At 41.9% G+C, this 13,457-nt stretch carries 11 protein-coding genes; 8 read left to right on the plus strand and 3 right to left on the minus strand.

The window, feature by feature from the left end:
- Positions 1–4: 4 nt before the first annotated feature.
- Positions 5–568, minus strand: a complete 564-nt coding sequence (locus VK664_RS03040) for an RNA polymerase sigma factor (protein ID WP_461397128.1) — start codon at positions 566–568, stop codon at positions 5–7.
- A gap of 247 nt (positions 569–815) precedes the next feature.
- On the opposite strand from VK664_RS03040, the gene VK664_RS03045 reads away from it, so the two are divergent.
- Positions 816–1,016, plus strand: coding sequence for a hypothetical protein (locus VK664_RS03045; RefSeq protein WP_461397129.1), 201 nt, complete (start codon positions 816–818; stop codon positions 1,014–1,016).
- A gap of 126 nt (positions 1,017–1,142) precedes the next feature.
- On the opposite strand, the gene VK664_RS03050 is transcribed toward VK664_RS03045, so the two are convergent.
- Positions 1,143–1,820, minus strand: coding sequence for a YdcF family protein (locus tag VK664_RS03050; RefSeq protein WP_461397130.1), 678 nt, complete (start codon positions 1,818–1,820; stop codon positions 1,143–1,145).
- Positions 1,821–1,903: 83 nt separating this feature from the next.
- Here VK664_RS03050 and VK664_RS03055 point away from each other — a divergent pair, with 83 nt between their 5' ends.
- The 6 genes from VK664_RS03055 to VK664_RS03080 all read left to right on the plus strand — a co-directional run bounded on the left by VK664_RS03055 (position 1,904) and on the right by VK664_RS03080 (position 10,354).
- On the plus strand, positions 1,904–3,028 hold the full coding sequence (locus tag VK664_RS03055) for a Gfo/Idh/MocA family protein (protein ID WP_461397131.1): 1,125 nt from the start codon (positions 1,904–1,906) through the stop codon (positions 3,026–3,028).
- Positions 3,029–3,063: 35 nt separating this feature from the next.
- Positions 3,064–4,914, plus strand: a complete 1,851-nt coding sequence (locus VK664_RS03060; RefSeq protein ID WP_461397132.1) for a glycoside hydrolase family 2 protein — start codon at positions 3,064–3,066, stop codon at positions 4,912–4,914.
- 89 nt (positions 4,915–5,003) lie between these two features.
- On the plus strand, positions 5,004–6,191 hold the full coding sequence (locus VK664_RS03065; protein ID WP_461397133.1) for an aldose epimerase family protein: 1,188 nt from the start codon (positions 5,004–5,006) through the stop codon (positions 6,189–6,191).
- A 17-nt stretch (positions 6,192–6,208) separates the two neighbouring features.
- Complete coding sequence (locus VK664_RS03070) at positions 6,209–8,314, plus strand: CehA/McbA family metallohydrolase domain-containing protein (RefSeq protein WP_461397134.1); 2,106 nt, start codon at positions 6,209–6,211, stop codon at positions 8,312–8,314.
- Between the two features lie 86 nt (positions 8,315–8,400).
- A complete protein-coding gene (locus tag VK664_RS03075) occupies positions 8,401–9,891 on the plus strand; it encodes an alpha-amylase (RefSeq protein WP_461397135.1) in 1,491 nt (496 codons plus the stop codon).
- Between the two features lie 61 nt (positions 9,892–9,952).
- Positions 9,953–10,354: a response regulator gene (locus VK664_RS03080; RefSeq protein ID WP_461397136.1), complete on the plus strand. Its 402-nt coding sequence runs from the start codon at positions 9,953–9,955 to the stop codon at positions 10,352–10,354.
- A 34-nt stretch (positions 10,355–10,388) separates the two neighbouring features.
- Here the strand turns inward: VK664_RS03080 and VK664_RS03085 are convergent, their stop codons facing one another.
- Positions 10,389–10,823 (minus strand): response regulator, encoded by a 435-nt coding sequence (locus tag VK664_RS03085; RefSeq protein ID WP_461397137.1) that lies wholly within the window; start codon positions 10,821–10,823, stop codon positions 10,389–10,391.
- A 480-nt stretch (positions 10,824–11,303) separates the two neighbouring features.
- Between VK664_RS03085 and VK664_RS03090 the strand changes: the two genes are divergently transcribed.
- Entirely contained in the window at positions 11,304–13,418 is a 2,115-nt protein-coding gene (locus tag VK664_RS03090) for a tetratricopeptide repeat-containing sensor histidine kinase (RefSeq protein WP_461397138.1), read from the plus strand.
- The last annotated feature ends 39 nt before the right edge of the window (positions 13,419–13,457 follow it).

Here is a 13,457-nt window from a genome sequence, read left to right on the forward strand (position 1 = left end):
GCGATTATTTGTTCTTGTACTGCGCAAAAAATAATTTTCTCAAACGGGCAAGGCACTTGTATTTCTGATTTTTCGCATTGTCAGCATTTGTATAACCAAATTGCCCGGCTATGTCCGTCATCGATCTTTTCTGAATATAAAATGCCTCCAACAGCGTTTTACATGGTTCACCAAGACCGGACATTGCTTTTTCCATCATACTAAAGTCGTTATTCTGCTGGTCATGTTGCTCTAGTTGTTCATCAACCGGTACTGTATCAAAAATATTTCCTATATCTGAAACATATCTTTGCGACTGGTTCAACTTTTTTAGCCAAAGCCGCCGGGAAACCGAATAGATATAAGTTTTCAACTGGCAATTAAGTTCAAAACTCCCCGACCTCGCCTTTTCGTACAATACGATCATCGTTTCCTGAAAAATATCCCTTGCATCATCGTAACTGCCACTATTATTGACTACCAGAGACTGCACCATATTGTAATGGGAAGCGTAAATCGACTCAATAATTTCCTTATCATTTTTGGCAAGACCTTCCAGCTGAGCTTTCTCGTTCAGTGCTAATTTCACTCGTTAACCTTTATTTAATACTCAAATTAGGCAGAAGTAACCCATCGAAGGGGCAAATCTGCCTTTTTTTAACAGTTTTATTGGGCCCATCAAAGCTTAGCGTAGTCGGGCCGCGTCCGACGAAGCCTTTGGCGTAGTCGGGAATTGTGATAAAAAAAATCCGGATTTTTTTTTGACGACCGGGTTACCTTTCCCGGTTACAGGTATTAATAACAAATCATTCATTAAATAAACTAAACAAGGTACAATGAAAAAATTGTTATTTATCCTCGCTATCGGTGCATTTGCAGCATGTAATGACTCAGCTGACAAAGCAGTAGAAGAAGCAAAAGATTCTACAAACGCCGCTATCGAAAACACTGCAGATTCAACAATCAACAAGGTTGATAGCACTGCTGGCGCAAAACAGGATTCTGTTAGCAAAGCTGCTGACACTTTGAAGAAATAAGTTTTTTCATATGGCAAGCAATCGTTAGAGGCCTTCCTGATTCCAGGAGGGCTTTTTCGATTAGTTATGAGTTATGAGTTATGAGTGAGTTATGAATGAGTTGAATAGTTAATGGTGAAGGTGAATTCAGTTATAAGCATTTTTGTCGAGCCTTTTACCCATAGTGCCCCTTAATCGCTGCCAGAAGTTTTCTCTTTTCTTTAGTGGTTTGAAATCGGGAACAAAAGCTTTCTCAAAAGCAATCTTTGGATCCGTCATAGTTGTCTCAATAACTTTCATGGTGTCAATAACAAAAGGTATAACCTTTACTTCCTTATCAACCCTGCGCCGGATAAAACTTTTCAACATTTTTGTTTGAAAAGGATCGGAGGCAAGTGCTATTGTCTTAAACCCCAGTTTCAAAGACTTGCGGTAGGAATAATAAATATTTTCCGTGCTGTGTTCGGCTTTTATCTCCGTAAAAATATTTTCTTTTGGAATGCCAATCGCTTCAGCATATAACGCCATGATTTCGGCTTCGTAATAAGGTGAATACACAGCTGAACCTGAAAACATGATATTAAGAGCAATCCCCTTGTCATATAGATATTTTGCCCAATAGATTCTTCCTTTCATGACGCGTCCCCAGTTTTCATTTTCAAATTGGATCCCGGGTACTACAATCATATCGAATTGTTGCTTGCTGGCTTCCCGGAACATTTTGTGGGAAGCTTTTTGAGAAAACTGGCAGGAAGGGAATAAGATAGCTAAAACGGAAAATCCAACTACATACTCTATTAAGCGGATAGTGTTTTTTGTTTTCAAGTTTACTTGTTTTATCATTCAAAAACCTACATTCGATCCTGAATCAAAATTCCGTATTTCAAATTGATCTTAAATTCCAAATTATGACTTTCCTCTTTAAACAATGTTTGACATCCATATTTCTTTTTTCTGCCGTTTTTTGTGGCCCGGTTTTCAGCCAGCAGGGAGCAGGTAAACCTGTTCGTATAGCGGTAGCGGGTACCTCGCACTCACATGTGAACTGGATACTTAGTCGTAAGGACAAGTCAGATATTGTTATTGTAGGGATATACGAACCCGACAAACAACTGATCGACCGGCAAATTACAAGATATAAACTTGATGGCAGCCTGGTATACAACGATCTGAATGCGATGCTTGACAAAGTAAAGCCTGATGTAGTTGTTGCTTTCGGATCAATTTATGACCATATGAAAGTAGTGGAAGCTGCGGCTCCCAGGGGTATTCATATTATGGTTGAAAAACCGCTTGCTACCAATGTGAAACACGCGATGCAGATGAAAGCGCTCGCCGACAAATACAAGGTGCAGATACTTACTAATTATGAAACATCCTGGTACCCGACAACCGAAAAAACTTACCAGCTTGTTCACGACAGCAGTTATGTTGGTGACATCCGGAAAGTGGTAATTCATGATGGACATGAGGGGCCAAAAGAGATTGGCGTGAACAAGGAGTTTTTCCAGTGGCTCACCGATCCCATCCAGAACGGCGGCGGCGCACTGATAGATTTTGGTTGTTATGGAGCAAATCTCATGACTTACCTCATGAAGGGGGCAGAACCAATTTCAGTAACAGCAGTGACTGCCCAATACAAACCAGACATATACCCGAAGGTGGATGACGAAACAACCATTATCGTACAGTATCCCAAAGCCCAATGTATTATCCAGGCTTCATGGAACTGGCCATTCGGCCGTAAGGATATGGAGGTGTATGGACAAACTGGTTATGTGATTTCTGCTAACAATACCATGATGAGAAAAAGAAACAAACAAAGTAAAGGGGAAGAATTGGCTAACATAGCAGCTTCAGAAGTTGGTGTATATGTTGATCCCTTTAGCTACCTCGCAGATGTTATGAATGGTAAAATAAAAGTGCCGTCTTACTCACTTTATTCTCTTGATAATAACATTATGGTAGTCAGAATCCTTGAGGCTGCCCGTGAATCCGCGAAAACACACAAAACCGTTTTCTTTAAAAAATAATTAATTTGTTTATTTTATTATTACAAAAAAACCGGATGAAAAAAACGATTGCATATGCATTTTTGCTCTTTACCGGATCAGCATTAACTGCACAGACAAACTGGAAAATGGCCGGTAATAAGATCTCCACTCCATGGGCTGAAAAAGTAGATCCTGCCAGGCCATTACCTGAATATCCGAGGCCACAGATGGTGAGAAACACCTGGATAAATCTTAATGGCAGCTGGCAATATTCCATTCTTCCAAAATCGCAGGACTCAATACCGGCAAGTTTTAGCGGAAACATTCTTGTACCATTTGCGGTTGAGTCTGCACTTTCCGGTGTTGGAAAAACCGTTGGTCAGGATAGTGTGCTCTGGTATGAAAGATCTGTGAATGTTCCTGCAGCTTATCGTAAGTCAAACATATTAATTCATTTTGGTGCGGTTGACTGGTTATGCGATGTATATGTAAATGGCCGGAAAGTAGGTAGTCACCAGGGTGGATATGATCCTTTCTCTTTTGATATAACATCTGCAGTTACAAAAAGTGGCCTCCAGAAAATAGCTGTACGTGTTTGGGATCCTTCTGACAACGGTCCGCAGCCCAGGGGTAAACAAGTCAATCGTCCTCATAGTATCTGGTATACACCTGTAACCGGCATCTGGCAAACAGTATGGCTGGAATCGGTTCCCAAAACTTATATAGTTAACACCATCCAGACTCCTGATGTTGACAAAAAATCGCTGAAAGTATCAGCAAAAGTAGAAGGTGCACAACCGGGAGATCTGTTGTTGATATCTGCCTGGAAGGGAACTGAAAAATTAGCCGAACAGTCGGTAGCTTTTGATAATGATGTTGATCTTGCTTTAACAAATGCAGCTTTGTGGTCACCTGATAAACCAAACTTATATGATTTAAAAATTGCGGTGATGCGCAAAGGAAAAAAGGTAGATGAAGTCGGGAGTTATTTCGCGATGAGAAAGATAAGCATGTCTCCTGATGCATCCGGCATTCAACGGATGTTGCTGAATGATCAGTTCGTGTTTCACTATGGACCGCTTGACCAGGGATGGTGGCCCGATGGTTTGTATACAGCGCCAACTGATGAAGCTTTAAAATTTGATATTGTAAAAACAAAGGAGATGGGCTTCAACATGATACGTAAACACGTGAAAGTTGAGCCCGCCCGCTGGTACCGTTATTGCGATTCTATTGGTTTGCTCGTATGGCAGGATATGCCAAGCGGTGATATGGGAAACCGGTGGGAGTCGCGTCCCGGGATCTATGGAAGGGCCACGGACAAAGCCCGCACGGCAGAATCCGAGATGATCTATCGCAACGAATGGACAGAAATCATGCAGGATCTTCATAATTTCCCAAGCATAGTTGTATGGGTGCCATTCAATGAGGCCTGGGGCCAGTTTAAAACAGCTGATATTACGGAATGGACAAAGAAAAAAGATCCATCCCGCCTCGTAAACAGTGCCAGTGGGGGAAACTTTGAACCGGTTGGTGATATCATGGATCTTCATAACTATCCTGACCCGGTAATGCCTGATCCTTCTATCTATGGAGCAAAACAAGTGATTGTACTTGGTGAGTTTGGTGGCCTGGGTTTGCCTGTTGAGTCACATACCTGGCAGGAGAAAAACAACTGGGGATACCAGTCTTTTAAAAATAAACAGGAACTCCTGAAACGATACAGTGAGTTTATGAATACTATCCCTTCATTAATTCAGAAAGGATTGTCTGCTGCGGTTTATACGCAGACTACCGATGTGGAAATAGAGACAAACGGATTGATGACCTATGATCGCAAAGAGATAAAAATTCCTGCGGCTGATCTGAAAGCTTTGCATGATAAATTCTACAACGCGACCCTGGTAAAAATGCCGGCAAAATAGCCATTGAATTTATTGAACAAAAAAATTGAACAAAAAAATTGAATAATAAATATTCAAAAAATAATTTCAACAGATAATAAAATTCAACGATGAAAAATTTAGCCGTATCGATCTTTGTAGCTGCTGCTTTTGTTACTTCCTGTGGCGAATCTCCGGAGGATAAGGCAGTGGGTTCTTCTGACTCAACAACAGCTAATGCACAATCCAAGCCGGATACTGTTGCGGTTCCGGGTTTTCCTGGTGCAGCAGCTTTTAATAAAGTAATAGATGGCCAGCAAACAGGTTTGTATATTTTAAAAAATAACAAGGGAATGTCTGCGGCGATTACTAATTACGGCGGCCGTATAGTTGGCCTCCGTGTACCCGGCCGTAATGACAGCACAGTTGATGTAGTGACAGGGTTTGGAAGCGTAGATGATTTTATTAATTCAACAGAACCTTATTTTGGAGCGACAATAGGCAGATATGGCAACCGGATCGCAAAGGGAAAATTTTCCCTTGATGGCAAATCTTACACGATGTTTGTCAACAATCCACCTAATACACTTCATGGTGGTAAAAAAGGATTCCAGGCTGTTGTATGGAATGCACAACAGGAAAATGATAGTACGCTTGAACTCAGGTATATGTCAAAAGATGGTGAAGAAGGTTTTCCTGGAAACCTCAATGTAAAAGTCATCTATACCATTACATCAGACAATGCGCTCGCCATTAATTATGAAGCGGAGACTGATAAAAAGACTGTAGTGAATTTAACAAATCATGCTTTCTTCAACTTAAACGGTGAGGGTAGCGGAACGATAATCAATCATGTATTGCAGATACATGCCGACAGATATACACCAGTAGATTCAACACTGATACCAACGGGGAAGTTAGCACCTGTTGCAGGAACTCCATTTGATTTTATCAAACCCACGACCATTGGATTAAGGATCGATGTAAATAATGATCAATTAAAATACGGAAAAGGCTATGACCACAACTATGTGCTTCATGGCTCGGGTCTGAAACATGCAGCAACAATCACAGGTGAAAAATCAGGCATAGTAATGGACGTATTTACTGTTGAACCAGGTCTGCAGTTTTACAGCGGCAATTTTATGGCAGGAAAAAATACATTCAAGAGTGGTGCAAAAGACAAATTCAGGACTGCTTTTTGTCTTGAAACCCAGCATTTTCCTGACTCTCCAAATCAACCCTCGTTTCCTTCTACTGAATTGAATCCCGGTCAGACTTATAAAACTAATTCTGTTTACCGGTTCTCTGTAAAATAAAAAAATAAAATCATCATATGTGCCTTCAACTATTCAGCCGGCTAACCAAATGGTTACCGGCTATTTTAATTTTTTGTGGTTGGCCTGATGCAAACGCCCAAACCGGCATTGATCTTTCGGGATTTAATAAGAAAGGAAAAGCCAGGGTAGTTAACCAGGGAAACCTGGTTAGTGTGAGCTGGCCCGCATCAGAAACGGAACAGGCAAGAATTGTAATTGATCAGCGCGAGGGATTTCCTCTGATTGATGCACTTCAACTTATTCGTGGGAAAAAAATCATCAACATCACGCAACAGGTAGATCCATCATTTATATTAACAATAGGAAAACGGGACCTGGTTTCCCAGAATGGCTGGAACATTTTTTTTGACAAAGTGCCACTAAAGCCATTTACAGTTCATCCTGTCTTAATTAAGAAAGGATCAATTGCCGTAAGGTCAGCCGGATCAAGGACAATCATAAAGATTGGAAGTCTGTCAGCCGCTCATTTTTCCGGAGACCTGGAGATTACGCTATACAATGGATCTGCCTTATTGAATATCGCTGCCGTTTTGTCGACGGGTATTGATTCCACTGCTATCGTATATGATGCGGGGTTGACTGCTGCTGTGAATCCCTGGGATAGCCTCGCCTGGATGAATGTAAACGATCGGCCCGAACGCAAACAAGTGGGTGACAGCGACTCCGCAATGACGCACCGGGTAAAGTACCGCACCATTATCGGGGAAACAAAATCGGGCAGCCTGGCTATTTTTCCTGCGCCACACCAGTATTTTTATCCGCTTGATGAAGCTTTCAATCTCAATTTTACCTGGTCAGGAAAAAATTATCGCAATGTTTTAAGTAATTATGGTATTGGCATAAGGCAGGATCTTTATGGCGATAAAAGATTTGTTCCCTGGTTCAATGCACCGCCCGGCACAAAGCAGCGACTCAACTTTTTTTGTTTACTCTCTTCAGAACAGGGCGATGCAGTGTTTGGCGAAGTAAAAAAGTTTACTAACGGTGATGTATATCCGAAACTGGATAATTTCAAAAAATTCAGCAGTCATTTTCATAACGAGTTCGTGATGAGTGTAATCCTGGCAGGTAAAAAAGTGCCTGACACACCATCTTTTGTAAAGGTGTTCAAAGCTATGGGTGTGGACATTGTTCACCTGGGAGAATTTCACTATACCGCGCATCCGAAAGGGCCGGACGAACAAAGATTAAAAGAGCTGAATGAGTTATTTAACATGTGCGCCCGTTATTCTGATGATCGGTTTTTGCTACTTCCCGGGGAGGAACCAAACGAATTTTTTGGCGGGCACTGGCTCCAGTTTTTTCCAAAACCAGTGTATTGGATAATGTCCCGTGCAAAGGATGTTCCTTTTATATCGAAACATCCCGATTACGGTAAGGTGTACCGGGTAAGCGATAAAGAAGAGATGCTGAAATTGCTGGAGCTTGAAAATGGTCTCGCCTGGACCGCACATCCCCGGACCAAAGGTTCAACCGGCTATCCCGACAAATACCGCTCAGAGCCTTTTTTTAATTCGCCGAATTTCATGGGCGCGGCCTGGAAACCTATACCAGCAGATCTTTCGTTAGACCGGCTCGGTGTCCGGGTACTTGACCTGATAGATGACATGAACAACTGGGGTCTGCAAAAAAAGATAATTGCAGAAGCCGATATTTTTAGCATCGAACCTGCAAATGAAATGTATGCCCATATGAACGTGAATTACCTGCAATTGAATGAGCTTCCCGCATATTCAAAGGGGTGGAGCCCGGTGATTGACGTGCTTAATCACGGGCGGTTTTTTTCTACAACCGGTGAGGTGCTTATACCCTCGTTTTCAATAGGCAAAGCTTTTTCAGGAGATACTTTGCGTTTAAGGGAAGGTCGCAGTGAAAAAATTTCGTTCAGATTAAAGTGGACATTTCCCCTGGAGTTTGCCATGATCGTATCTGGTGACGGCGAAAACATCTATAAAGAAAAAATAAGCCTGAACAGTACAGAAGCTTTCGGAGATAAAGTTTTCAACCATACAATGAATCTTCAAGGTCGTAAATGGGTGAGGCTCGAGGCATGGGATGCTGCGGTTAACGGTGCATTTACCCAGACAATATGGCTGCAGTAAATATTTTACGTACATGTGTAACCGAAATATCCGGAGCTATGGTATTGGGTTTGTATATCATTTGAAATATTCAACATTTCCCCACTATGACTAATGGCACAATGATCCAGTATTTCCACTGGTATTTTCCGGATGATGGAAGTCTATGGAATCATGTAAAAGACAATGCGCAGAACCTGGCTGATCTTGGATTTAATTCCGTTTGGCTGCCTCCTGCTTATAAAGGTGAACAAGGTGCTTCTTCTTCCGGCTATAATGTTTATGACATATATGACCTGGGCGAGTTTGATCAGAAAGGGTCAGTCCGCACAAAATTTGGAACAAAAGAGCAATACCGCGAAGCTGTTGAAACACTTCAAAGCAAAGGTCTGCAGGTTTATGTTGACATTGTATTAAATCATATGGGTGGGGGCGATGAAATTGAACGGGTTTGGGTAAGAAGAGTTGATCCTGAAAACAGGAATGAGTTTATCAGTGAGCCGTTTGAAATTGATGCTTATACCAGGTTCACCTTTCCAGGTAGGAATGGCAAATACTCAAACTTTGTCTGGGACCATACCTGTTTCACCGGAGTAGACTATGCGCACGATCTTGGTGAAATAGCGATCTTCAGTATCCTGAATGAATACGGCGAAGGCTGGGAAGAAGTGATTGATACTGAAAAAGGTAATTATGATTACCTTATGTTCAGCGACATCGAATTCAGGAACCAGGCGGTAAGAGAAGAACTTAAACGATGGGGCAAATGGTACCTTGAACAAATTCCATTTGATGGAGTACGCATCGATGCGGTTAAACATATTACACCACAGTTTTTTAATGAATGGCTGGATTATATGAGATCTGTAAAGCCTGATCTTTTTGCGGTGGGAGAGTACTGGGCTCCCGGGGAACTTCCGCTGATGCTCTCTTATCTTAATGCCACAAATGATAGAATGAGCCTGTTTGATGCTTCCCTGCATCATAATTTTTTTGCGGCATCAAATAGCGGAAGTTCTTATGATCTCACTACTATCCTTAACAACAGCCTGGTTAAAGAAAGACCGCAGCTGGCAGTTACTGTAATCGATAATCATGATACCCAGCCTTTACAGTCACTCGAAGCGCCTATAGAAACCTGGTTTAAACCGCTTGCTTACGCACTGATCCTTCTTCGTGAAGGAGGTTATCCTTGTGTGTTTTTTCCTGATCTGTACGGTGCTCACTATAATGACAAAGGAAATGACGGAAATGATCATGAAATTTTCCTTGAAAAATCGCCGCATATTGAAGGTTTGCTTGCTGCAAGAAAAAGGTTTGCTTACGGTCAGCAACGGGATTATTTTGACCATCCGAATTGTATAGGCTGGACGAGGGAGGGCTCTGATGATCAACCCGGTTCTGGTTGTGCAGTTTTATTAAGTAACAGTGAGGCCGGTTTTAAAACCATGGAAGTTGGTCAGCACTTCGCAGGGAAGGTTTTTATCGACCTGCTTAATGAAGACAGCGAAGAGAGCGTGATAGACCAAAATGGCTGGGCAGAATTCAAAGTTCCCGCAGGTACTATAGCAGTTTGGGTACCAAAGGATTCAATTTAATCCGATAAGTTCAGAGGTATAGGAATTGATGTTTATGGCTGGATCCGCAAATGGAAGCAACATGAATAAGTTTAAAATTCTAATAGCTGAAAATGATGAGGATGAACAGGATTTTTTAAAAGAAGGCTTTGATAGCTCTGATTATTTTGAAGTGATTGCTATGGCAGTAAATGCCAATGGATTGTTCCGGATTTTGGAAGAAAACAAATCCGGATTACCGGATCTTATTCTTACCGATCTCAACATGGAGGGTCAGAATGGGTATGATGTGCTCCGATTTATGAATTCGCATCCCCTGTTTTCCAGGATCCCGGTCATCGTTTATTCTGGTTCACTGCTGGATAGTATTGTTACTAAATGCCTGGAACTTGGAGCGAGGCAGGTTGTTATGAAACCTTCCAGCCTGGATGGGTATCAAAGGTTTCCTGCCCAGCTCTATGAATTATTGCGAAAGGAAGACTAGGGATTTGATAATGCAGACCATCTTTCCTGGTGATTCAGATTTCCAGGAAAACGTGGTTATCCTGTTTTTTCATAACACGGCGGATTATTGAACTAAGCTTAGGTATATCAGCAGCTTTCCGAACACAGCCCGAGGCCCCCAGCCGTATTGCCTTCTTACACGCTTCGTCATTTATCCCGTTTGAATACAAGATTACCGGAACGGACGATAAACTTTCCATTTTCCTGATTTCCCTGAGACATTCAAAGCCGTCCATCCTGGGCATGTTGATGTCCAGGAATATGATATCAGGAACCTGCGTTTTGAGCATTTCTAATGCGTTAAACGGACTATCAGCCCAAACACAGGTACAAGCAGTACTGACTTCGCTTAATGCCTCTGAAAAAATATCCAGTTCATCAGGGTCGTCATCTATAAGAAAGAAATTTTTATGCATTGTGCGTACAGTCTCTCCTGCACATGCAGGCACAATAGATAATTTCCTTAACCAGAAACATGAGAATTTAAGTAGATGTATTGAGCCCGAATGTATTGACCTGCGGGTTGGAGATTTTCCAGCAGTAGATCAAAAGTAAAAGGTCTTTTCGAATTAAACAAAATCTATCATACCTGGATGCCCCGGCGACCCTTGCGCACTGAAATGTCAGCGAAATTTAGGATGGGCGGTGATCCAGGAGAAAGTCCGGGCAATTCAGGCATCACTCTAAGCTTAACAGGCATCACAATTAAATTAATAGGTTGTGTGAATATGCCAGATGAATCCGCCAGATTAAAATCTGAAACCCAGGCAATAAATTTAGCTCAATCTGTAGTAGTTATTCCCCACATTTAGTATTATTTTAATGCGATTCTGCCAGGAATTAAATCTGATTTCTAATCGTTTTCTACTAAAATATTTAATGGAAACCTTCGTTTACAGACGAGTTACATCCAAATTCCGTGGTACCCAATGACTTCTCTCCAAACTACACCGCTTAGAACAAAACGTCTGTTGCTGATTGTTATATTGGCCACGGTTGCCGCCGGCTGTTTTTTCTATTCTTTTTCAAACAGAACTAAAGGGGTTACCCGCACCTCTTCTTTTATCAACTTCGACTTCAGGAAAATCGACGCTTATATTGACGACAGCCTGACATATTTCAAAGCGATCGATTCGATCTATGCCTTATTACCCAATAAAGCCCAGGGTTCATATGAAAACTATGCGTGTAAAAGAGGGTATTATAAGTTTGTCAAACGCGATGCAGCCAAAACCCTCCTTTATACCGATAGTATGCTGGTTGTACTTAATGATCTCAAAGATGATCCTGGCTACCAGTTCTGGTACTCAACGGCTTTGGCTTATAAGGGAGATGATCTCCGTGCTCTTGGGAGATTTGGCGAGGCATTTGGCTTTTATTTCCTGGCAAGGGAAGCAATTCAGCAAACCGGCGATAGCTGTTTGTACAGAAATTATAGTGCAACCCTGGGCATGGTTGCCTACCAGCAATTGAACTATGTTGATGCTGCTGAATATTTTAAACAGGCTTTTTTTTATCCGGCTTATTGCGATGATAAGGGGAACAGCAATACTGCCCATATGCAATTTGCTACCCAGCAATCATATCTCAACAATATTGGTTTGTGCTACTCCAAGATTAACCAGAGCGACAGTGCCCTGTTTTATTTTGACAGTGCACTGAATTATGTCAGTCAAAACGCACAGCATGCCTTTACCTACGATAAGGACTACAACCGGATAATCGACACTGTCTATATCGAAAAGGCGAGGGGAGTAATTTTCGGCAACAAGGCGGTGGACCTTATTAAAAATGGCCAATATGCCGATGCTGAATTCCTGTTGAAAGAAAGTATACGTTTAAACAGCATGCCGGCTCATGCGCTGGAAGACGTACCATATTCCCAGGCGAAACTGGCAGGACTGCATCTTAAACAAAAAAGGATCAACGAAGCAGCTGTTGTACTGAAGGCGCTGAAAGCCGGACTTGATAGTTTTCCCAACACAGAATTATTAAAACGCTGGCATCATCTCCAGGCTGACTACCATCAGCAGGAAGCTAATGCCGGCCTTGCGAATCTGCACCTGACACGTTATGTAGTAATGAAGGATTCCATGGATGCAAAAGCGGAAGGTCTTACTTCTTCAGATATCAGGAAAGAATTTGCTCATATAAAAACGCAGCACCAGCTTTATAATCTTCAGAAAGAAGATGCGTTGAAAAACAAGTATTTATTGGTTGCATTGGCGGTGGGTGGCTTCTCAATGATTATTGGGTTCCTTATCTGGCGAAATTACCGTTTGTCGGGAAAACATATAACCGCACTTGAAAAACTTAACCGTGAGGTGGAACGCAAAAATGTACATCTGCAGAATACTCTCAGTTCACTGGAGAAAAGTCATGAAGAAAATAGCCGCATGATGAAAATTGTGGCCCATGATCTCCGGAACCCCATTGGTGGTATCGCGGGTCTGAGCGCTATTATGCTCAAAACAGATTCTTTCCCGGAATCGCAGCGGGGAATGCTGGAAATGATACATAAATCAAGCAATCATTCTATTGAGCTGATCCAGGACCTTGTTCACATTAATACTTCTGCCCTGGACCGGTATGGTGAATCGATGGAACTCCGGGAACTTCTTTGTTATTGTATCGAGATGCTTCATTTGAAATCTGAAGAAAAAAATCAGCGCATATCCCTGACAGGTAGTCCGGCAATGGTAAAGTGTGACCGGGATAAATTATGGCGTGTATTTAATAATCTTATCAGCAATGCTATAAAATTCAGTCCGGAGAACACGGAAATCAGGGTTGCACTCTCCGTCAAAGATAACCAGGTGCTGGTTTCTGTGAAAGACCAGGGTATTGGAATACCTGAAAGCCTGAGTAACAAACTCTTTGATATATCGGGTGAGGCTAAACGTCGGGGAACCGCTGGTGAACCTTCATTCGGACTTGGCCTTGGCATCTCAAAACAGATAGTTGAGTCAAGCAATGGCCGGATCTGGTTTGAGAACAATAAAACAAAAGGTGCTTCTTTCTTTGTTTCCTTTCCGATTACTTAGCGTTTATGCAGCCGCTAAAAGTTGAGTCCGTAATGGTAT

Origin of the sequence: Flavitalea sp. (genome assembly GCF_035489435.1) — a bacterium.
Classification (GTDB): Bacteria; Bacteroidota; Bacteroidia; order Chitinophagales; family Chitinophagaceae; genus DATHKG01.